Genomic DNA, 21736 nt, shown 5'->3' on the forward strand with positions numbered 1-21736 from the left:
TTATAGATTATTTCAACTTATGATCAAACTCACACACACATGAATAATGAATAACATCGCAAGAGAAAATAACCTCACCAAGAGCAAATATCTCATCAACTAAAATGTTAAGTAAATATTAAATACCAAAGCAGAAAAGTGTTATTTTCCGTAATGCAAATTGCAATACATTTAAAATCAATAACTTTGCCGCCACCTCTTGATGATTAAAATTTACGTGATCGTTATCACTAACGCCATTAAAAAAAATGAAATCAATGTTTTTCATTTTTGAGCAAGTAAATGATTGCAGCCCGAATGGATTATATTGTAAGCAAAGCGAATAATTATGTATTCACATCAATAATCAAAATGAGCGAAATACAAAACTTTCGACGTACTAATAATTATTATCAACCATAAAAGTTGACGGTTATTTGCTATTTATTGTCTTTTTTTGCAATAAATTTCAATTTTAAAACGTCAAAATCACGCGATTTAAGCTCATATTCTTCCTCTTTCACTGCTAGATCAAGGAAGAAAAGCGATAACAACCAACACAGGAAGGGCGTACTCTATGGCGAAAAAAGAAGAAAAAGGAAAAAAAATAACTGACTGTATATATAGTCAGATTATTTTTTAAAATAAGGAAGCGGAACAACGTACTTATTTAAAATGAGATGTTACAGAATGAAATAATAAGATGATGATAAACAAAGGTAATAAAAGCCCTTAACGGCACTAAAAAACTTTCATTTTTAAGCTCAACAAATATAAATCAACGCTCATTAAAAGCGATTTTCAACGTTGTAATTTACAATTCTAAGTCATAAAAAACAGACAATATTATATTTATAATATCGCTCACTGCGAGCGATAATATGCACCAAGCACAGAGCATAAATAATACATTAAAAATAAAATATAAAAGTCAATATATGCATCCAGTCCTAAATATAAAATAGAGAAGGTAAGAATTGCTAAATTCAGCCATTATATTTACCAATTAGGGTTATATATAATAAATATGAATCGTAATAAAAATAGAGCTATCCGACAAAATTTATCGACTGTTTGAGCTATAATTATAGATTAACAACTTTGACATACGTAGAATCAGCACAAAATAAACAATATTAATGTGCTACAAACATTGCTAATGTAAATAAACAAAACAACGATGATACATATTTACTGATAAAGAAATAAAGACAACGACACATAGCTGTTACTTTAAAGACACATTATCAACTAACTGATAACCGCATTTAGTAACATTAATTTTTACCCTCTATTTAATCTTGTCTTTTAATACGCTGGTATGTTTCTGAGATGTAACTTTTATGAGGTATATAAGTAACAATGGAAGTCAAATCTCAACTCTCATCATTAAAAAATACAATCTCTTCAGGTTGGAAAAGTGTCATTCCTTTTGCAAACTTCAATATTGAAGAGAATCACACCTTTGACATGACACATTTTGAAGGTCTATGGCTAAAACAATACCTCTCAACAATCACGCCTGAGTATCATGCTTTATCCACCCAAATTACAAAAATAGCCCAATCAGTAAATCCCTTAACCTTTAACTTCTATAGTTTAGCGCTATGGACTAGCCCTGATCGCTACACGCAATTACATACGCTGTGCAACTACAGCGCATTACTCAATAGCTCTATTCGTTTTCATTTAGATGAAAATAAAGGTGACAACATCAACCTGTGGCTATTAAGTAATGAACCCATCGCAAAACATTCAACAGAAAGCCTATCCTTATTGGCTTTACACTTTGCGCTATTATTGAATGTCATCAAGCAAACGTGGGGCACAACAACACTTAAAGGTGATGCGTATTTACCCTCGCTGACCAATTTACGCATCGAACAACAGTTATTTGATAACTTGATTGCGTCATCTGCACTGAATATAAAGTGCCATTATAGCTTTCCCTTGATCCGCCTTACTTTTAGTAAAAAGTCGTTATCCTTACCGTTAACCGATTCTGATCCCGTGATCCATCAAAACAGCTTATGGCAGTTAAAACATCAGCTAGTAAACTACCAGCAGAACAATGTGATTCATCAAGTTTACCGTGCGCTCAGAAGCCTACCCGATTTAGAGGCGGCTTCTGGCAACCATATCGCAAGTTTAATGGACATCAGCTTTCGCACCTTAAATAGACGTTTAGCATGTTTATCAACAAGCTATCGTGGGGTGTTAGAAAACTATAAATTAGAAATGGCGTTATCCCTGTTAGATAATTCAGAGTTAGGGTTAGCTGACATTGCACAGCAATTAGGTTTTTCTGATCTCAGTACTTTTTCACGCGCGTTCAAACGCTGGACGGGGCTGTGTCCGTCTCAGTTAACCAGTAAAAACCAAACAATAGCACCGCGTGTGGTTTCACATTGGGAACTCATTTAAGACTCGTTACCCCACTATTGTTCGATTAGCTGCTAAATAGGCAGCTAATTGTGAGAGATAAGCTAACGAGATAGGCTTAATTTTTGTGAAAACCTTAAACCAGACAGGCGCATTCTGCTAAACTCCGTCGACAGATTTCGCGATGGTAGGAACACTCAATCATGAGCCAAGAACAAATCAACAACCCATTACACGGTTTGACGTTAGAAAAGATCCTTGTGCGTTTACAAGAGCACTACGGATGGGAAGGGCTAGATGCAAGAATTAAAATTAACTGTTTTTACAGCGATCCCTCTATTAAGTCGTCTTTAAAGTTTTTACGCAAAACCCAATGGGCAAGAGACAAAGTAGAAGCCTTATATATTGAGACTTTTTGTAAGTAACCCGATTGGCATACGCACTTTAACTAATACATAAGTCAGGTATGCCATTTCTTCTTCGCTGCTCACCTCCCCCCTTTAATAACCACCGCAATAAACAGTCTTACTATATTGTTTAACCAATCCGAATAATGATATCGATGTCATTAAATGCGGTTAGTTGTTCTAGCTCTTTTCTGCCCCGAAATGAGTTGCTAGGTAATACATCAAAAATAAGAGCGAACCACCAAGCGAAAGAACCGTAAAAACTCAAGTGCTTTAAGTAAGATAAAACTAGTTACCACTTGCTTGACTTTCCCGTGAAAGGCCGAGTTCGCGCAAGCATAATGTTCAAATCAGAAGCATGCTACGACGATTTACAAGCCTCAACCTGTTGTTAGTACCACGTTTTCTTCTACGAGGGTGCCCGATAAAAACCAGTCTCTCTTGGCTAGAGGGGTAGCTAAGTCTATTGCCCTATATAACGCTCAAGGCGAAATATAGCCCCTCTATATGCGATCAATTGCACATAGTAGAGGTGCAAGCGACTGTAATCTACTCGCTGCCTTCTCTCTGGTCTAGGCTAAAGAGCCTGCCATTAATGTACAGATTAATCTGGCATTGCAATTACTTTTTCACAGACAATGAGGTGACCAATGCAAATTCCACAACTGAATATCTACGTAGCAAATGCATTTAATGCCGTACAAGGCAACTTTCTTTCTAAACCATTGTTTAAGTTAACAAATAATTCTGGTCAAACGGTGACCTGGGATGGTAAAGAGGCCGCAATTCCTGATCAGATCAGTGCTAGCACTGCTTCCCATTTTTATCGACAGAGCAACTCTATGCTGATGGCATCAAAATCTGATTACGACCGCCAGTACTCAATTGCTGTGGAAGCCGAGTACACAGGGGTGTCGTTTTCCGGTTCAGTAAGCTCGAAATATTTATATCACGGCAACCTTTTCACGCAAACAGAATCGTCTTATGCGTTGAACTTTATGTTAAGAGAAGTGTTTAATTTTGAACGCTTGGAATTTACCGTTGCTGATTTGACTGATGAATTTATTGCAGCGGTAGAGAAGTTACCGCAAGAACTCGTTACAAAAGAAGAACAAGCTGCGTATTTTCAGCTATTTAAGAACTATGGCACCCATTATTTGAGTATGGGCACCATGGGTGGACAGGTTGTCATGGAAACGCGCGTTGATACCAGTCTGGTGCAAAACACGTCGGTACATGATGTGTCGGGTGCTATTTCAGCTGGTTATGATGGGTTTGTGGCGAGTGGTAAGTTTTCCATTGAAGCCGCGTATAAATCGAGTGCGTTCTTGGAAGAGCATAAAGAGCAGACCACGATCACATTGGATGCACTTGGTGGCGATTTTGTGCCAGGCGGTGATCTTAAGGAGTGGTCGAACTCTATCTATGACACACCGAGCATTCTGTTAAATTGTCCCACCATGCCAACGACCAAGATTTCAACTTTGGAGTGTATTGCTGAAGCAGTGAAAATAGCGGGTGCTTCACAGGATGTTATTAACAACATCTATACAGCACTTCAGAAATACGTCACCGAAAAAGCCTACGAGGATGGATTACTGGGGACACCAGTACCTTTCAAACCATACGTCGTCTCTCAACAGAGTGCAGGTGATGCGTTTGTGATCGGTTACTTGGATAGAGGTGAAGACGATGGCGCACGGACCTTTATTGAAGGTCTTAATTCACCGAGTCAGTCATGTAACGAATTGTATGCACAGGCATCACAACATTACTGGCCTAATGGTAACACCAAAGTCCCTTATGCCAGTTTAACGATGCCGGTGAAACTGGAGACGTATTATAATGTCATCAATGAAGATACGTCATCGTTACCCGCAAAATTGAGTTTGCATAAAATTGCGATGGGTGACCCCAACCATGCAGGGTTGGGGGAGTGGGAAGAACAAGTGTTGTCTTCCAAAACCTCAGATAAAAACGTTGAAACTGCCAAATTTGTAGCCAAGCAAGATGGGTTTGTAGTGGCCTACATTAATTGGAATGAGATTAATGGCTCGCGTGGTTATATCGACTTGGAAGTGAATAACGCTACCGTCGCTGCAGCCTCGCAACATCGCTATTCGGATGCAAATACCTATATCCCTAATAACAGTTTTTGTGCCCCTGTGCGCGAAGGCGATAACATTACGATCACTTTCACTAAAACGTCACAAAACCCACTAGCCAAAGCGTTCTTTGTACAGCTTAACGCTCAATTTGCCAAGATAGGTGAGCCTGAAAATCGTACCCCAGAAAGCACATTCAAAGCGGAAACCGATGGTTTTTTGCTGGCGTATTTACACTCTGATACCGTTGATTTAGAGAAGAATGAAGAGGCAAAAATTATACTCAAAGCCATTGCCGACGGTGAGGATCTGCTAGGTAGCAAACCATTGGCAGGGACATCCATTCACAATCATCATAAAAACGCTGACGTACATGTACCAAAGAACAGTGTCCTGCTACCAGTGCCGAAAGGCTTTCGATACATGGCTGAGTACAATAGTGTGGAAGGTAGCCCAGTTTGTGAGTTGAGGTGGTACCCTCTGACGAAGCCAAGTGAATAATCACTGACCAGTAAATGATTGGTAGTGAATAGAAATCAACAGACCAAGCCCCCCATGCCCGCAATGCAGTTCACTTAAACGGAGCCGCATTGCGATTAACAGGATTGCGGTGTTTGAATCTCCTTGAGGGGCTGGGCTTTTTTCAATGAAGAGCACTGGCAGAGCTTCTCTCAGTGCTTTAAGTCTTTTAGGTGTCTTGCTCGAAGCTAGTGCCTAGCTTATTGCCCTGGGTTTAACCCCGATTTTACGGACACATCAGAAAAGAGTCATAATGCTCTTGGAGGTGTTTCGAGCAACGGCTCTAACGCATTTTTGTCCAAAAGTGTGTTGGGCGAAGCTATGATCACAGTGATAAATACAGATTATCTTATGAGTCACGCAACCTGTTCACTATAGCCATTCGTTATTGGTTGCTATATTCAGACAAATAAAAAACAGAAAAGAAAAGCTCTCACTTATCTTTTCTGTTTCTTTTCACTTATTGTTGATTAATAAATGATTATTTAGCTTCTACACTTTTTAAATAAGCCAAGATTTCATCTTTAAGCAATAGTTTTTCTTTTTTAAGCTTATCAATAATATCTTCGTCGTAACCGTCTTTCGCAGTCATTTTTTCAATTTCAGCATTTAGCTCGCTGTGTTTATTGTATAGACGATCAAAAGCAACTTCTTTGCCTTTTAAAGAATCGATTAACTCTTTGTATTCTGGAAACATCGGAACTCTCCTCATAAATAGCTTATGTCTTAGTTATACGCCTTATATCTAATTAAATTAAGACAAAAATCACACTTTTTCTGCTCTATTTATGAAAAAAAATATTACTATTTAAAGCCATTGAACATGGCTTTAAATAGGCGCAAGGCGACTTAACTACAAATTTCAGCGAGGGTTCTTAAACGGCGTTCAGATTGGGCAACAAACGGGTTTTTCTGATCCCATGCATAACCTGCCAGAATCGAGCATACCATTTGTTTTATTTTAGGATCGGGCTCGGTATAGAAAATCACTTTTTGTAATTCACCAGAGTACCAACCTTCTACATAGGTACGGAAGGTATTTACCCCTACCATTAATTTATCGGCATATTCTTGCTGCCAATTAACGTCATCGCCTGCTAATTGCTTCAATAAGGCGCTAACAACCAAATCTGCCGATTGCATTGCAATGGTCACGCCTGATGAAAATACAGGGTCTAAAAACTCCCCTGCATTGCCTAATAACGCATAGTTGTTCGTCGCAAGGTGTTTTACATTGGCAGAATAACCGCCAATTTGCGCAGCAGGATTCGCATATTCAGCTTTGCTGAGCAGCTTATTTAATGTTGGCTCTTGTGCCACAATTTGCTGCAATGCTGTTTTTTCATCAGCATCGTATTGGGCTAAAAATTCAGGCTCTGCCACCACACCTAATGAGCAAGTCCCGTTGCTAAATGGAATAAGCCAAAACCACACATCTTCATTAGTTGGGTGAACGGAAATTAAAATCTTTTCACGATCGTGCTCAACACCGCTATCTTCAATATGATCCACCACATGGGTAAAAATGGCATGACGCACAGGTAAACAAGACGGCTGCTCTAAATCGAGTAAACGCGGTAATACACGCCCAAAACCACTAGCATCTAAAATAAAGTCTGCTTCTAGCGTATAAATTTGCCCTGTTAACTCATCACGAACCGTAATAACTGAGCGAGTGTCGCCACATTTAATTGCTTCTACGCTGTGTTGATAGCGAATTTCAACCCCTTGCTTGGCCGCTTCATCGGCTAACACTTTATCAAAATTGCCACGCTGTACTTGATAAGTCGTACCAGCGCCTGCTGTGAATTTATCGCGAAAATCAAACGCCGTATAGGTATCACGACGGCGAAATGCAGCGCCATTTTTATATTGAAAATCAGCGCCTATCACTGCATCGAGCATATTGGCTTTTTTGATCACTTCCATACAGGCAGGTAATAAGCTTTCGCCGATAGAAAAACGAGGAAAAGTGTTTTTCTCTAAGACAACAACATCAATATTATTTTGATTGAGCAACGCTGCTGCAACAGAGCCTGATGGGCCTGCGCCAATAATCGCAACTTGGGTACGTTGTCTACTGTTCAACATCTTTTTCCTTTTATTAACGCTATAAGTGTCTTACCTGACGGGAGTGAGATAAGAAGCAACGATCGGTTTGGATATATTATCAGCGCAGAGTTTAACAAAGTTATTTCTTCACACCATACAACGGGGATCTCTTTATCTTAAAAAATAGCAATTAGGGACATTGTTTTATTTTCTCACAGGAGAGATCACATTTTCGTTTTAAGACGTACACACTGTTAATACGTCATGAAAAATCAGGAAGATGCCCATGAACTCTTTTTTGCTTCTGACTCTGTTACTACTTCCTGTAATATCTGGTTGTGCAAACCAAGCATTTTTCTCACCATCAAATAATGATATGCCAAGTAAAGAGGTCGTTTGGCTTGATTCGCTCTCTGGCAATAAAATTGCTTATCGCTATTATCACCCTACTAATATATCTTCTATACCGTCGCCTGATCTTCGCGGTACTGTGGTTCACTTTCATGGCAACAGTGGGCAAATGGAGCAAACCCAAGAAAAAGTCGCATGGCTGACAGATTATGGTTTTAGCGTGATCACTTTCGACTATTCAGGCTTTGGTCATTCAACAGGGACGGCAACAGACAAAGATGCGTACCTTGATGCGATTTCGATCCTTAATTACATCAATCAATATAACCACCAGCCGTTATTTGTTGTCGCTACCTCTACTGGCAGTAATATTTTTTTACGGGCTTGGGCTGATAATCCGATTGAAATTGACGGCATTATTCTCGACTCCCCCTTTACCAGTTACGTTAAAGAAGCGCAGTTTGTTTTAAGCCAAAGTCCTTTCGGTAAACTCTATGATTGGTTTGCACTGGTAATTATGCGAGATGATTATGCCGCAGAGCAGAGTTTGCATCGTGTGCCGGAAAGTCATGCCTTGTTAGTACACTGTGAAGAAGATAGCGTTGTACCATTTGAATTTGGTGAAACACTCTATCAACAGCTCAAGGGGAATAAAGAATTTATGGCTTTCGATGATTGTCGACACGCGAGAGCCATGACAGGCGACCACCCTCATTATCAGCAAAACATTGCCCAGTGGTTAGTTAACACCGAGCAATACGTGAGACAAAATAACCGAGAGCAAGCCACGCAAATGATCGCTTATAATGAATAGTTCGGTTCGTTTATGCGGCTGATAAAGTTAACAATGTATGACCTAAACCGATATTGTCTTCGCGCTCTGTCACAATAAAGCCCGCTTCTTTGACGATTTCTAGAAAATCATCACTGCGATAGAAACGGCTATTACCGTTGGCTAAACAAGTGAAATATAACGAGGTCGCATTCAAACTATAGGTTGCTGCTTCGTAACGCTGTGCATCCCAGAAAAGCTCTAAAATATACACCACCGCATCAGGCGACATAGCTTCACGTACGCGACGTAAAATACTCAGTATTTCCATCGGTGAAAAACAATCTAAAAACTGGCTCATCCACCACACATCCGCTCCTTGCGGTAATGCTTGAGATTTATCCAGTAAGTTAGTGCCCACACCCGAAATGCGTTCTGCCAGTCCATTTTTTTGGGCTTGCGCAAGCGCCATCTCAATTTGTTGTGGTAAATCGATAATAGTAACGTTCACATCAGGATCATACACACAACACTGTTGCGCCCACTTACCCGTGTTACCGCCAATATCAAATAAGCGTTTAGGCTTTTTCGCAAATACACGTTCAAGTAGCAACGGAAATGAACGATCAGAATAGAAATGATCGAAATTAAACCAACTATCTTTGGCGGCTACAGGTAATTGAGATAGTCCTTGATAAATGGTTTCCCAATCGCCTAGTTCAACAAGGCCTGCGGGTTTGCTTTCTTTAATGGATTCAGAAAGGTGCATCATCGCGGCGTAACAAACATCTGCGGTAAAATCGACATTTGCTCGAGTCATGCCATCATGCAGTAAATAATGCCCCAGATTAGCTAAACGGTATTTTGGCGCGTGCCAAGTGACAATATGTGCGCTTAGCCCCATATCTAATAACACTTTTACACCATATTCGCTGATCCCTGTTCGCTTTGAAATTGCAACAGCATCCAACCCATCTTTTTTTACTTCATCTAATGCCGCGAGGATACCAAGATCACGCAGTGATTTAGCGGTTTGAAATACGATAGGAGCAAAAGCAAGTTTTTGCGCTTCTGTTTTTGCATCAAGAGCATTAAAAGGATCTACAGAATAATCGGTCACACAACACCTTCATAGGTTATACAGTTGGCGTTTATTCTATCGACCCTTTACTCACTCTTATTGTTTTAAAACAAATTATTTGTCATTAGTTAATATCATTATGTATGCACTTATTACGATAATTTTATTAATAGTTTTGAGTACTTACACCTAATTGCTGTTGAATAGAGCGAGATAATTTCACCACCCAGTTATTGTAATTGCGGTGAATATCCGTACCGTCATAATCCAAATTTTGACTATTTTTGTAATCAATACTGTAACTTAATGCAGAATAAGGAATGTCGACCGTTGCGGTATGAGTTCGAACAGAAAGGGTTGCCACAATCAAGCCTGGTTTTATTACTCGAGCGCTCCATCCTCGTTGCTCTGCTGCGGTTAATATCGCTGTTTGAACATCGTCAATAGAATGTTGTTGCCCAGTGACAGTGCTCGGCACATAGACATCATTTAAATTCATGACAGGTTTGCTGGTACAACCTACAATCAGCAAGCTAGCCATTATACTAAGCAGTGTCTTTTTCATTTTAAGGTTCATCATTATTTTAGTTAACACCTAATAAGAATTATTGTCTGAATATATTGCAATAAACAAGATGAATCTGCCACTTAGCTAATGAATGACATATTAAAAATATTACATACTATTTTTTACGTTGCATGCAATAACAACACAAATATGTTTTTCAATCACAGGTAGACTTTATTATCATAAGACACATTCATTAGAACACGACATTTAACGCAAACGGTTAACCATGAACTCTGTGCACTTTACAATTAACCAGTGGGAAGCTCGCTCACTCGGCCTGTCATCTCTCGCTGAGTGGCAGCAATGGGCAATAACCCAAAACTGGCCTCAAGCACCAGAGCCTATTGTGTTTGATAAAATACCGCCGATGATGCGACGTCGTATGAGTAATTTAACCAAATTGGCGTTACAAACGGCTTTGCATATCTCAGAGCAACAGCAGATTGATTACATTATTTTCTCAAGCCGGCATGGTGAATTACACCGCACTGTTAATTTAGTCGAATCGATCATTGATGGTGACGATGCATCCCCCATAGCCTTCTCGCAATCGGTTCACAATACGGCTGCAGGGCTTTATACCATTATCACTAAACAGCCAATCCCTGTGACATCATTATCGGCAGCAGAGCACACGCTTCACTCTGCACTCATCGAAGCGGCGTGTTATCTAAACGAAAATCCAGACCATCAGGTTTTATTAGTCGATTTTGATGAACCATTACCTGAACAATATCAAGAATTTGAAACCCAAGCTCATCAAGGTTATGCATTCAGTGCTATTTTATCTGCTGGTAGTGGCTATACGCTACAATGGAATAAAACAGATAAAAGCAGCAAGGAAATCACTATGGGATATCCACAAACATTAGATGTAATTAAACATCTCGCTTTAGATGACGAAGCGTTCAGTCTGTCAGATCAGCGTAACCACTGGCACTGGGTACGAAACAAGTGACAGCATCAAGACTCACTCTGCCGCAACAGCTGAATAAATATTGGCGTATTGTTGCAACCGGATTTTGCTTTAGTTTATTTGGTGTCGGTGCACTCACCTTAACATTCATTATTTTCCCGTTAATGACGCGAACAGCAAAAAACGCCCAACAGCGCGAATTTAAAATACAGAAAATTATTCAACAATCATTTGATTTTTTCTGTCGCACCATGCGTTTTTGGGGCACGATTGATTACCGCTTTGAAAACACAGAATTGTTAGAGAACGATAGAAATTGCCTTATTGTGGCCAATCATCCTAGTTTAATTGACTATGTTCTGATCGCTTCTCGACTTCCTCAGTGCGACTGTTTGGTAAAAGCGGCTATCTGGCATAATCCGTTTATGAAAGGCATTGTTAAAGCGGCGGGCTATATTCCCAATAGAGATCCTGAAAGTTTGCTGGATGACTGTAGTGAACGATTAGGTAGCGGTAATGTCTTATTAGTTTTTCCTGAAGGTACTCGTACCACGCCAGGGAAAAAATCTAAATTACAACGTGGGGCTGCACAGATAGCAGTTCGCACTGCATCGGATCTCCGTGTTATTCATATCACGGTTGAACCTAGCTTTTTAACCAAAGAAAAAAAGTGGTATCAAGTTCCCGACAGCAAGCCTTTCTTCTTAGTCGAAGTAAAGGATAAAATAGCGGTTGGATCATTTATTGAAAGCAGTGATTCCGCCACAACAGCAGCGCGTAAGCTCAACCGTTATCTTGATGATGCTCTTTTTCCTGCTCAACAAACCGTTCAGCATCATGATAACAATCACAAGTAGGTACTATGGAACAACTACATAACGAATTAAAAACACTCATCATTGATGCATTAAACCTTGAAGACATTACTATTGATGATATTGAGACAGATGCCCCGCTATTTAATGATGGCCTAGGTTTAGACTCTATCGATGCGTTGGAATTGGGTTTAGCGATTAAGAAAAAATACAATATTGTTATTGATGCTGATGACACCAATACTCGCGAACATTTTGCATCGGTTGCTAACTTAGCAAACTATATTTCTAATAATAAAAACTCATAAAATAGCGTAAAAAAAATGACAGAAGCGAATCGTAACCAAGTTTTTGACCAAGTGAAAAATGTTCTTGTTGAACTGTTTGAGCTTGACGCAGATGACATTCAACCGCAAACCAATCTATACACTGAACTTGATTTAGACAGTATTGATGCCGTTGATTTAGTCGTTCACTTACAAAACATGACCGGTCAGAAAATCAAACCTGAAGAGTTCAAAGCTGTCCGTACCGTTGATGACGTGGTCGATGCAGTGATCGAGCTTGTTAAGGAATAATTGATGATGCGTTTGCTGACAGGCGTGTCAGCATTAGCGTTACTCGCCTATCCTCTTGCGGTTTACTATGGTTTAAGCCGTTGGGGGTTAGGGGTAGTTGCGGGACTACTTGCGATTTTGTTTTTACTCCGCATTATCGCGGCGAAACAGACTCAGCTTCGTGAACTTAAGTATATTGCATGGCTCAGCGGTGGCGCGGGACTCATCCTTGCTTTACTCGGCAGCATTTTTCGTGAACATGGCTGGTTTCTTTATTATCCAGTGATCGTCAATATCCTTATGCTTGGGCTGTTTAGTGCCAGTTTATGGCAAAAACAGAGCCTCATTGAGCGACTAGCACGACTGCAAGAACCTGATTTACCACCAAGTGGCGTTCGCTATACGCGCAATGTCACCAAAGTATGGTGTGTATTTTTTATTGTTAATGGCTCAATCGCACTCACAACCTGTTTTCTTCCACTGCAAATATGGACGTTATACAACGGTTTGATCAGCTACCTTCTTGCGGGCAGTCTGTTTGCGATTGAATGGGTTATACGACAATTTGTTCAGCGTAAATCACAGTGAGAAATTAATCTCTAATTATTGCTCCTCTCTACTTGTTCTACCTTCAACACCGGAATTACCATGAAACCATTAATACTGCCGACAACAATGATTCCGTTATCTCAATTAATGCAGCAGTCTGAGCGCCAATCTCCGGTGTCTGTCGATCTATCAGGTCATCAATCGTGGCAGCAGTTTCATAACGATGTTGCTTTACTGTGTGAAAAGCTAAACAGCTACGAGCAACAACAATGGGCGATATGTTGCGAAGATAGCTACTTCTTTGCTGTCGCCTTTATGGCATTAGCCCACAGTAAACAGCACATGGTGTTACCAGGAAATCATCAGCCAGCAGCACTTGCAGAGCTTAGCCACCATTTTGATGGCTTACTCCACGATAACAATATCCAATGCCCTGCATCGTGTATTAGCCTCAAGCTAAATACGATAAATTGGCAGCCCTCACTCGATATTCCTATTGTATTTGAACCACTAACGCTCGCAGATATTCAACTAACGCTGTTTACGTCTGGCTCTAGCGGAAAACCTAAAGCCATTATTAAAAACCTCGCGTTACTCAATAACGAAATCGCCCAGTTAGAAATGCTATGGGGGCAGCAATTAGCGCAAACCACGATTGTGAGTACCGTTTCACATCAACATATCTATGGCTTATTGTTTCGTATTTTATGGCCGCTGTGCTGCGATCGTAGTTTCAGTCGTTTTGATTTGATCTACCCAGAGCAGGTAATGGCACAAGCCAGTGATAATTGTGTGCTCATTAGCAGCCCTGCGTTGCTAAAACGCCTTGATAATGAAGATAAAACACAAGACTATCGCGCGATTTTCTCTTCTGGTGGGCCGCTACCCTTAGCGGCAGCTCAACAATGCCAAACACTATTTAACCAATTACCTTTTGAGGTCTTTGGTAGTACGGAAACGGGGGGGATTGCTTATCGTCAGCAACATGATGCTTCGACGCCGTGGCAACGCTTCCCTGTCATTGACATCGCACTGAATGCAGAGCAATGCCTTAAGATCTTATCGCCTTTTATTGATCAAGATCTGTGGTATCAAACCAGTGATCATTGTGAACAGATCGATAACGATCATTTCATTTTAAAAGGTCGTACCGACCGCATTATTAAAATAGAAGAAAAACGCATTTCGTTAACGGATGTTGAGCAGCGCCTATGTTCGTTACCATGGATTGAAGAAGCCGCGGTATTGCCCTTAGAGCAAAATAATCGTCTTATTTTAGGCGCAGTGATTACACTCTCAAATGAAGGAAAAAAAGACGTTCAGCAACGTGGAAAAGGGAAGTTTTGGTTGCTCCTGCGTCAACAACTACGCCAATGGATTGAGCCAGTTGGTATTCCACGCAGCTATCGCCTTGTTGATAGCATTCCTTTAAATACGCAAGGAAAGCGTTTAGTTAGCGATCTAGAATCGTTATTTACTGATGACGCCTCGACATAGTAAGCATAATAATGATGACCAATAGAACTCCCACATTACTCGCTCAACATATTGATGGTTATAAGGCCGAGATCACCTTGCGCCCTGACAATCAACTCTCTGATTTTAAAGGGCACTTCCCAACTTTCCCGTTATTACCCGGTGTGAGCCAAATTGACTGGGCAGTACATTTTGCCAAGCAATGCTTTGCTGATATGCCGACCTTATTTAACGGTATGGATGTGATTAAATTCCAAGAGCCAATCTTGCCAGATAGCACCATCACGCTCACACTTGAATGGCGTGACGATCAGCAAAAACTGCATTTTAGCTATACCTCCATCGATGCTAGTGACACGCTACATAAACATTCATCAGGTAAAATTAAGCTAGGCCGTCAACATGTGTGAATTTAAGCCCTGTTTTCTGATCCCTTGCTATAACCATGGCGCAACGGTGCCTGCCGTTGTGAATGGGTTAATAAACTATGGTTATCCCATTGTCATTGTTGATGACGGTAGTGAATTAGCCACCCGTAAAATTTTATCGGAACAAGCCAAACGCCCCAATATCAACATTGTGACTTTGCCGCAAAACCAAGGCAAAGGTGGAGCGGTTATCGCTGGCATAAAACAGGCACAAGCACTTGGCTTTACCCATGCAATTCAAATTGATGCCGATGGTCAGCACGATTTATCTGCGTTACCTAAGCTGATCAATGAATCAAAAAACTATCCTGATTCACTGATTTCAGGCCAACCCATTTACGATGAATCAATCCCTAAATCGCGACTCTATGGTCGTTATGCCACCCATATTTGGGTCTGGATTGAAACCCTTTCGTTTGCTATCAAAGACAGTATGTGTGGTTTTCGCTCATACCCTATCGATGCCATGATGAATGTGATCAATCACAACAAGCTTGGTTTGAGAATGGATTTTGATACTGAAATCATGGTGCGTTTTTACTGGGGTAACGGCGATATTCGTTTTATTGATACCAAAGTTATTTATCCAGAAGATGGTATCTCTCACTTTGATGCATTGTGGGATAACGTCAAAATTAGTTGGATGCATACCAAGCTGTTTTTTGGCATGTTGCCACGTATCCCTAAGCTGATTAAACGAAAGTCACCCGATCAACAACATTGGTCATCCCATGCCGAGCGCGGCACCATTGTAGGGATCAAGACATTACTTGCGGTGTATTCTCTGCTCGGGCGAAAAGCATTTAATCTGATCTTAAAAGCTGTGATGGGCTATTACTACTTAACGGGGAAAGCGGCTCGTAAAGCATCTGAAGATTATTTAGAACAACTTGAACATTACGCCAGTGAAAATCGGCTTTCCTTGCCGAAAAAGCTCAACAGCTATGATCATTTATTATCGTTTGGTCATACCATGCTCGACAAACTTGTGGCATGGAAAGGCGATTATTCAGAGCAACACTTAACCATTCATGGTAGTGAACATTTTGATGATCTCGCCAAACGAAAACAAGGTGCCATCATTTTAGGCTCTCACCTTGGAAATCTAGAACTTTGTCGTGCGTTAAGTTCTCGTCATCCCGATATAAAAGTTAATGCTTTGGTCTTTACTGAACACGCAGAGCGCTTTAATGCGGTATTAAAAGCCATTAACCCAGACTCAGATATGAACCTTATTCAAGTCAATGAGCTCAGCGCAAGTACTGCCATCATGTTGCAGCAAAAAATTGAGCAAGGTGAATGGGTAGTGATTGTCGGTGATAGAACATCGGTAACCAAAGAGCAACGTGTGGTATGGGCCGATTTCTTAGGTAAACCCGCTCCGTTTCCACAAGGCCCGTTTATTCTGGCTTCGGTAATGAAGGCGCCCGTTTATTTACTTTTTGGGTTACGTGATGACAGCCAAGCCGAGCCCCATTTTGATATTTACTTTGAGCCCTTTAGTGATGCTTTGATCTTACCTCGAAAAACACGAGAAACGGCATTACAACAAACAGTTCAAGGCTATGCGTCACGACTAGAATCTTACACAATTAAAGCCCCATTGCAGTGGTATAACTTTTTTAATTTTTGGCAGCTTAGTGGAAAAAATAATGACAACGACTAATTCAACAACAACTCAACAAACCATTAAGTTTGGTGCTGAACGCCTCACAATTGAAGATGTTTGCGCTATCGCCAATGGTGCTCATGCAGAAATGAACAACGACACTGCATTTAATGAAAAAATTGATCGTGGCGTGGCATTTCTTGAACGCTTATTGAAAGATGAAGGCGTCATTTATGGTGTAACCACAGGCTATGGCGATTCTTGTACTGTGGCGATCCCACCTAAACTGGTTGACGAATTGCCACTGCACCTTACACGCTTTCATGGTTGTGGTTTAGGCGAAGTGCTACAGCAACCTCAAGCTCGCGCAGTACTTGCCACACGTTTATGCTCTCTGTCACAAGGCGTTTCAGGCGTGAGTCATGAGTTGCTCAACCAATTAGTCACTTTGATTAATCATGACATCGTGCCACGTATTCCAGAAGAAGGTTCCGTTGGTGCCAGTGGCGACTTAACACCACTGTCTTATGTTGCAGCCACCTTAATTGGTGAACGTGATGTTATCTACAAAGGTGAAATTCGTCCAACCGCTGAAGTGTTTGCAGAGCTTGGCATCTCGCCAATCCAATTACGCCCAAAAGAAGGGTTAGCGTTAATGAATGGCACATCAGTGATGACCGCATTGGCTTGTCTAGCCTACAAACGCGCTGAATATCTTGCGCAAATGGCAACCAAAATCACCGCGATGGTTTCTGTCGCCATGCAAGGTAATGATTTCCACTTTGATGAAGCACTATTTGCGGTAAAACCTCACCCGGGGCAACAACAAATAGCAAGTTGGTTACGCTCTGATCTGCAAGCTGAACGTCCACCTCGTAACAGTGATCGCTTACAAGATCGTTACTCTCTGCGTTGTGCGCCGCATGTTATTGGGGTTTTACAAGACAGTCTACCTTGGCTACGCCAAATGATTGAAAACGAACTCAACAGCGCCAACGATAACCCAATTATTGACGGTGATAACGAGCGTGTTCTTCATGGTGGTCACTTCTATGGCGGCCATATTGCGATGGCAATGGATACGCTAAAAACAGCAGTCGCTAACATTGCCGATCTACTCGATCGTCAAATGGCTCAGCTAATGGATTACAAGTTTAATAATGGCTTACCCTTTAACTTAACCGGTGCCGTTGGTGAACGTAAACCGATCAACCATGGCTTTAAAGCCGTACAAATTGGGATTTCAGCATGGACCGCAGAAGCGTTAAAACACACGATGCCAGCCAGTGTTTTCTCTCGCTCAACAGAGTGTCATAACCAAGATAAAGTCAGTATGGGAACCATTGCATCACGCGACTGTTTACGTGTATTACAGTTAACAGAGCAGGTGACTGCCGCTTCATTATTGGCAGCAACCCAAGCAATTGAGCTAAGAAAACGTGATGATGAACTTAATGCTTCACACCTCAGCCCTGCGCTAACAAAGATGAATCAATCCGTGTTAGAACACTTTGAACCAGTGATAGAAGATCGCCCGCTTGAGCATGATTTACGTCTGTTCATTGATATGATTCAGCATCAACACTGGGCATTGTATTACTAACCTCTATCACGCCTAAAAAATTAACCAAATACTCACTCTACATACAGAGTGAGTATAGTTTTTTTAGCTATCATCTTGATAACTTATATTTTCTTATTTATGTGCGTAGGGAAATCAATAAATGACAGTAGGTAAACCGATATTGATTAGTGCAGAACTATCACTCACCACAAACTTTCAAGATGCCGATCCAATGGGCGTTATTTATCACGGTAACTACTTCCGCTATTTTGAAGAAGCACGTCATCAGTTAATGAACAAACTGAACTACAGTTATCGTGAAATGGAAGCATCTGGCTATGTGTGGCCTATCATTGATACCCGAGTCAAATACGTAAAATCGATTCCCTATGATCACCCCATTCGAGTGACGGCAACATTAACTGAATGGGAAAATCGTATGCGAGTTGATTACGTCATTTATGATGGTGAAACTGGCGCACGTATGACGAAGGGCTACACAATGCAAGTGGCAGTTAGTATCGACAAACGTGAAATGTGTTTTGTTTCGCCTAAAATATTTACCGACAAAGTGGAGGCATATCATGCCAACAATGCGTAATCATTCTCGCTTTAGTGCCCATTTTAAACGCGTGGTAAAAGCAACCCTTACAGTTTCTATGTTAGCACTTACTAGCATTTCAGCCCAGGCAATAACGGTAGAACAATTACAAACAAAATTATCTTCAGAGCCTTTAGTTCGCGGTGATTTTAGTCAACAACGTGAAATGGCCATGTTTGATCAGCCACTCATCTCTAGCGGTCAGTTTCTCTTATCGGCAAAAAAGGGATTATGGTGGCATCAAACAGCCCCTATGCCTGTCTCTTTAGTACTGACAAAAGATAAACTCAGCCAACAATTTGATAATCAACCAGCACAAGTGCTGGCTGCCAGTGATAATCCAATGGTGTTTTACTTTAGCCACGTATTCTTATCACTGTTTAAAGGCGATACTTCGCAGCTTACAGAGCAGTTTGATTTATCACTGAAAACCTTAAAAGACAGTAAAACACATGAACAATGGCAGTTAGTGCTTACTCCTAAAGCAGCTCCATTAAATAAAGTCTTTAGTAAGATTTCAATTGAAGGTGGTCAGTTCATTAATAAGCTAGAGCTAGACGAAATTCGAGGAGATAAAACCCTCATCACCTTTAGCCAACAAACCACCACTCCAACGACTCTGACATCAGAAGAAAAACGTGTTTTCCAATTCTAAGTTAGCCAGCTTATGGCTCGCGATTATGTTGATCTTGGTAGCCGCACTTGGCTACCAACTCACTGCGCGTAAACAGCTCCCTATCGAAACGAACATCTTGGCACTGCTACCTGAAAATCGCCAAGATCCTATTGCTCAACAAGCATTTGATCATATCGCCACCAGCATGAGCGACAAAGTCGTCTTTGTTGTCGGCAGTAAAAGCAGCGATACCATGCTTAAAGCTGCCAACGATTTTAGCCAAGCATTACCTTCGCTAAAGCTCTTTAACCATATCGATGCCAAAGTCAGTCAAGATCAGCAACAAGCATGGGCCAAACTTTATTACCCCAAACGCTTTCAATTACTCACGCCTGAGCAACAAACACGACTGCGAGAACACCCCGAGCAACAAACACAAAACGTATTAAACGCCATGTATAATCCGTTTTCTGGCATTACAGGCACTGAGCTTACTAACGACCCATTCTTATTATTTCGTGAATACCTTACCGATCTCACAGCCAAAGCGGGAAAATTCAGTATCAAACAGGGCTTTCTCACCACTGAATATCAAGGTAAGCATTACGCGTTAATTACTGCAAACCTTGCAGGCTCAGCCTATAACATTGGATTACAAGATAAACTTCCCGCTTTACACGCCTTAGAACAGCAAATAGAAAGTAAGTATTCACTTGCAGACTCTGCTTTAGATATTCAGCAAACTGGCGTTATTTTCTATGCCGCCCACGGGACAAAAAGCGCAGAAAATGAAATCAGTACTATTGGATTAGGCTCGCTACTGGGCATTATCGTGTTACTGATTGCGGTATATCGCAGTACCTTACCATTAGCCCTTGCCCTGTTATCCATCACTTGTGGTTTAGTCGCAGCCTTTGTCGCAACCGTGGCTATTTTTGGCAAAGTACACCTGTTTAGTTTGGTGTTTGGCGCAAGTTTAATTGGGGTATCGATTGATTATGCCTTCCATTACCTCACCGATAGGTTAGCCGCAGGTAAACACTGGAACTCACAGCAAGGTTTAAAACATATCTTTACCGCGATTACGCTCGGTTTAATTACTAGCCTGATTGGTTATTTGGGTATGTTGGTCGCTCCTTTCCCGGGGTTACAGCAACTATCTTTATTCTCAGCCATTGGTTTAGCCGCCGCCTACGCCACTGTAGTTTGTTGGTATCCAACCCTTGCAGCAAAACCTAGCCCACCTCGGTCTATCCCCTTTGCTAATGTATTAAGTCGCTGGCTAGATGTATGGCAACAGCCGAGTGTTCGCTGGATAACACCGATCCTATTAGCACTGTTAGCTCTCTATGGTTTAACTAAAGCGAGCTACAACGATGACATTCGCCAGCTACAAGCGCTTCCAGCTTCATTACAACAACAAGAATCGACCATTAAGGCGATTACAGGTGTGAGCAGTAGCCAGCAAATGCTGTTAGTTAAAGCAGATAGCGAACAAGCACTGCTTAATAAAATTGCCTCAACCGATCACACCTTGGATAAATTAATTCAACAAGGGGCATTAAAAAGCTATCAAAGTCTTGGTCAATACATTCCAACGTTTGATCAACAAAAAGCCAACTTTGCATTGGTCAAACAGCTTTATCAGGAACAAGGCGCAACGCTTAGCCAACGCTTAAACCTTGCGAAACCTGTAACATTTTCAGCAACCTTTGAACCGTTAACGATGACGCACTTCCTCGCTTCATCTGTCTCTGCACCACTTCGTTTTATGTGGTTAGGAGCACTCAAAGATCAGCACGGTGTAAGTAAATATAGCGCTGTAATTTTACTGCACGACATCAAGCAACAGCACACTATAGAAGAGTTAGCACAACACGATAATGCGTTAACTTATCTCAATAAAGCCGATGAAATTTCATCACTCTTTGGTCAATATCGAGAACATGTAACATGGCTGCTTATTGCGGCAACCTTTGCCATTTACCTGTTACTCGCATGGCGCTATGGCATAAAGCGAGGGGTAAAAATGATCGCGCCATCATTGATTGCAGGCATGGCCGGGATTGCGATCACTAGCTTAACGGGCACCTCTCTTAACTTGTTCAACCTGTTAGCCTTGATATTAATTTTGGGTATCGGTATTGATTACAGCCTCTTTTTTGCTGAACTAAAACCTGAAACAGGACACCAACAAGGGATCACTACATTACTTGCGATCACCTTGTCAGCATTAACAACAGTATTATCGTTTGGCTTGTTAGCCCTTAGTGAAACCCAAGCCATCCACAGCTTTGGTATCACGGTGTTAACAGGTATCATTATCGCTTGGCTACTCGCTCCTCTGGCAATGACTCGAGTAAAAACTCCACAAACACACAAATAA

General features: G+C 41.1%; 20 protein-coding genes. 16 read left to right on the forward strand and 4 right to left on the reverse strand.

Going from position 1 to position 21736, the window contains the following annotated elements:
- Positions 1-1341 precede the first annotated feature (1341 nt).
- The 3 genes from BTO08_RS15515 to BTO08_RS15525 all read left to right on the forward strand — a co-directional run bounded on the left by BTO08_RS15515 (position 1342) and on the right by BTO08_RS15525 (position 5374).
- Positions 1342-2403, forward strand: a complete 1062-nt coding sequence (locus BTO08_RS15515; RefSeq protein WP_105061592.1) for a helix-turn-helix domain-containing protein — start codon at positions 1342-1344, stop codon at positions 2401-2403.
- A 161-nt stretch (positions 2404-2564) separates the two neighbouring features.
- On the forward strand, positions 2565-2786 hold the full coding sequence (locus BTO08_RS15520; protein WP_005366553.1) for a VF530 family DNA-binding protein: 222 nt from the start codon (positions 2565-2567) through the stop codon (positions 2784-2786).
- A gap of 632 nt (positions 2787-3418) precedes the next feature.
- Positions 3419-5374 (forward strand): MAC/perforin domain-containing protein, encoded by a 1956-nt coding sequence (locus BTO08_RS15525; protein WP_105061593.1) that lies wholly within the window; start codon positions 3419-3421, stop codon positions 5372-5374.
- 499 nt (positions 5375-5873) lie between these two features.
- Here BTO08_RS15525 and BTO08_RS15530 read toward each other — a convergent pair whose 3' ends face one another.
- Positions 5874-6089, reverse strand: a complete 216-nt coding sequence (locus BTO08_RS15530) for a DUF465 domain-containing protein (protein WP_105061594.1) — start codon at positions 6087-6089, stop codon at positions 5874-5876.
- Between the two features lie 152 nt (positions 6090-6241).
- Positions 6242-7483, reverse strand: coding sequence for an NAD(P)/FAD-dependent oxidoreductase (locus BTO08_RS15535; RefSeq protein WP_105061595.1), 1242 nt, complete (start codon positions 7481-7483; stop codon positions 6242-6244).
- Positions 7484-7730: 247 nt separating this feature from the next.
- Between BTO08_RS15535 and BTO08_RS15540 the strand changes: the two genes are divergently transcribed.
- Complete coding sequence (locus BTO08_RS15540; protein ID WP_105061596.1) at positions 7731-8609, forward strand: alpha/beta hydrolase; 879 nt, start codon at positions 7731-7733, stop codon at positions 8607-8609.
- A gap of 10 nt (positions 8610-8619) precedes the next feature.
- On the opposite strand, the gene BTO08_RS15545 is transcribed toward BTO08_RS15540, so the two are convergent.
- Positions 8620-9687 (reverse strand): methyltransferase, encoded by a 1068-nt coding sequence (locus BTO08_RS15545; RefSeq protein ID WP_105061597.1) that lies wholly within the window; start codon positions 9685-9687, stop codon positions 8620-8622.
- A gap of 127 nt (positions 9688-9814) precedes the next feature.
- Entirely contained in the window at positions 9815-10213 is a 399-nt protein-coding gene (locus BTO08_RS15550) for a hypothetical protein (protein WP_052955895.1), read from the reverse strand.
- A gap of 232 nt (positions 10214-10445) precedes the next feature.
- Here BTO08_RS15550 and BTO08_RS15555 point away from each other — a divergent pair, with 232 nt between their 5' ends.
- The 12 genes from BTO08_RS15555 to BTO08_RS15610 all read left to right on the forward strand — a co-directional run bounded on the left by BTO08_RS15555 (position 10446) and on the right by BTO08_RS15610 (position 21736).
- Positions 10446-11177: a beta-ketoacyl synthase chain length factor gene (locus BTO08_RS15555; RefSeq protein WP_105061598.1), complete on the forward strand. Its 732-nt coding sequence runs from the start codon at positions 10446-10448 to the stop codon at positions 11175-11177.
- The gene (locus BTO08_RS15560) at positions 11174-11992 is read left to right on the forward strand and encodes a lysophospholipid acyltransferase family protein (RefSeq protein ID WP_105061599.1); all 819 of its coding nucleotides are present in this window, start codon (positions 11174-11176) and stop codon (positions 11990-11992) included. Before BTO08_RS15555 ends, BTO08_RS15560 begins: the two co-directional genes overlap by 4 nt.
- A gap of 5 nt (positions 11993-11997) precedes the next feature.
- Positions 11998-12258, forward strand: coding sequence for a phosphopantetheine-binding protein (locus tag BTO08_RS15565; RefSeq protein ID WP_045148502.1), 261 nt, complete (start codon positions 11998-12000; stop codon positions 12256-12258).
- A 15-nt stretch (positions 12259-12273) separates the two neighbouring features.
- Entirely contained in the window at positions 12274-12528 is a 255-nt protein-coding gene (locus tag BTO08_RS15570) for an acyl carrier protein (protein WP_005366568.1), read from the forward strand.
- 3 nt (positions 12529-12531) lie between these two features.
- On the forward strand, positions 12532-13095 hold the full coding sequence (locus BTO08_RS15575; RefSeq protein WP_105061600.1) for a hypothetical protein: 564 nt from the start codon (positions 12532-12534) through the stop codon (positions 13093-13095).
- A gap of 60 nt (positions 13096-13155) precedes the next feature.
- Complete coding sequence (locus BTO08_RS15580) at positions 13156-14553, forward strand: AMP-binding protein (RefSeq protein ID WP_105061601.1); 1398 nt, start codon at positions 13156-13158, stop codon at positions 14551-14553.
- A 14-nt stretch (positions 14554-14567) separates the two neighbouring features.
- Positions 14568-14942, forward strand: a complete 375-nt coding sequence (locus tag BTO08_RS15585) for a 3-hydroxyacyl-ACP dehydratase (RefSeq protein WP_105062667.1) — start codon at positions 14568-14570, stop codon at positions 14940-14942.
- Positions 14935-16626 carry a glycosyltransferase family 2 protein gene (locus BTO08_RS15590; protein ID WP_105061602.1) on the forward strand — a complete coding sequence of 564 codons (1692 nt, stop codon included), beginning with the start codon at positions 14935-14937 and terminating at the stop codon, positions 16624-16626. Before BTO08_RS15585 ends, BTO08_RS15590 begins: the two co-directional genes overlap by 8 nt.
- Complete coding sequence (locus tag BTO08_RS15595) at positions 16613-18172, forward strand: HAL/PAL/TAL family ammonia-lyase (RefSeq protein ID WP_105061603.1); 1560 nt, start codon at positions 16613-16615, stop codon at positions 18170-18172. Before BTO08_RS15590 ends, BTO08_RS15595 begins: the two co-directional genes overlap by 14 nt.
- A gap of 121 nt (positions 18173-18293) precedes the next feature.
- Positions 18294-18734 carry an acyl-CoA thioesterase gene (locus tag BTO08_RS15600; protein ID WP_005366582.1) on the forward strand — a complete coding sequence of 147 codons (441 nt, stop codon included), beginning with the start codon at positions 18294-18296 and terminating at the stop codon, positions 18732-18734.
- Complete coding sequence (locus BTO08_RS15605) at positions 18718-19389, forward strand: LolA family protein (protein ID WP_105061604.1); 672 nt, start codon at positions 18718-18720, stop codon at positions 19387-19389. The genes BTO08_RS15600 and BTO08_RS15605 overlap by 17 nt, the downstream gene beginning before the upstream one ends.
- Positions 19373-21736: an MMPL family transporter gene (locus tag BTO08_RS15610; protein ID WP_105061605.1), complete on the forward strand. Its 2364-nt coding sequence runs from the start codon at positions 19373-19375 to the stop codon at positions 21734-21736. The genes BTO08_RS15605 and BTO08_RS15610 overlap by 17 nt, the downstream gene beginning before the upstream one ends.

Source organism: Photobacterium angustum (genome assembly GCF_002954615.1).
In the GTDB taxonomy this organism is placed as follows: Bacteria; Pseudomonadota; Gammaproteobacteria; order Enterobacterales; family Vibrionaceae; genus Photobacterium; species Photobacterium angustum_A.

What these genes read in the sequence shown, in the direction of transcription:
- BTO08_RS15590 (WP_105061602.1), top strand. Translation starts at nt 14,935, where the DNA reads ATGTGTGAATTTAAGCCCTGTTTTCTGATCCCTTGCTATAACCATGGC.
- BTO08_RS15570 (WP_005366568.1), top strand. Translation starts at nt 12,274, where the DNA reads ATGACAGAAGCGAATCGTAACCAAGTTTTTGACCAAGTGAAAAATGTT.
- BTO08_RS15575 (WP_105061600.1), top strand. Translation starts at nt 12,532, where the DNA reads ATGATGCGTTTGCTGACAGGCGTGTCAGCATTAGCGTTACTCGCCTAT.
- BTO08_RS15585 (WP_105062667.1), top strand. Translation starts at nt 14,568, where the DNA reads ATGACCAATAGAACTCCCACATTACTCGCTCAACATATTGATGGTTAT.
- BTO08_RS15530 (WP_105061594.1), bottom strand. Translation starts at nt 6,089, where the DNA reads ATGTTTCCAGAATACAAAGAGTTAATCGATTCTTTAAAAGGCAAAGAA.
- BTO08_RS15540 (WP_105061596.1), top strand. Translation starts at nt 7,731, where the DNA reads ATGAACTCTTTTTTGCTTCTGACTCTGTTACTACTTCCTGTAATATCT.
- BTO08_RS15555 (WP_105061598.1), top strand. Translation starts at nt 10,446, where the DNA reads ATGAACTCTGTGCACTTTACAATTAACCAGTGGGAAGCTCGCTCACTC.
- BTO08_RS15580 (WP_105061601.1), top strand. Translation starts at nt 13,156, where the DNA reads ATGAAACCATTAATACTGCCGACAACAATGATTCCGTTATCTCAATTA.
- BTO08_RS15600 (WP_005366582.1), top strand. Translation starts at nt 18,294, where the DNA reads ATGACAGTAGGTAAACCGATATTGATTAGTGCAGAACTATCACTCACC.
- BTO08_RS15515 (WP_105061592.1), top strand. Translation starts at nt 1,342, where the DNA reads ATGGAAGTCAAATCTCAACTCTCATCATTAAAAAATACAATCTCTTCA.
- BTO08_RS15525 (WP_105061593.1), top strand. Translation starts at nt 3,419, where the DNA reads ATGCAAATTCCACAACTGAATATCTACGTAGCAAATGCATTTAATGCC.
- BTO08_RS15520 (WP_005366553.1), top strand. Translation starts at nt 2,565, where the DNA reads ATGAGCCAAGAACAAATCAACAACCCATTACACGGTTTGACGTTAGAA.
- BTO08_RS15550 (WP_052955895.1), bottom strand. Translation starts at nt 10,213, where the DNA reads ATGAAAAAGACACTGCTTAGTATAATGGCTAGCTTGCTGATTGTAGGT.
- BTO08_RS15595 (WP_105061603.1), top strand. Translation starts at nt 16,613, where the DNA reads ATGACAACGACTAATTCAACAACAACTCAACAAACCATTAAGTTTGGT.
- BTO08_RS15535 (WP_105061595.1), bottom strand. Translation starts at nt 7,483, where the DNA reads ATGTTGAACAGTAGACAACGTACCCAAGTTGCGATTATTGGCGCAGGC.
- BTO08_RS15565 (WP_045148502.1), top strand. Translation starts at nt 11,998, where the DNA reads ATGGAACAACTACATAACGAATTAAAAACACTCATCATTGATGCATTA.
- BTO08_RS15605 (WP_105061604.1), top strand. Translation starts at nt 18,718, where the DNA reads ATGCCAACAATGCGTAATCATTCTCGCTTTAGTGCCCATTTTAAACGC.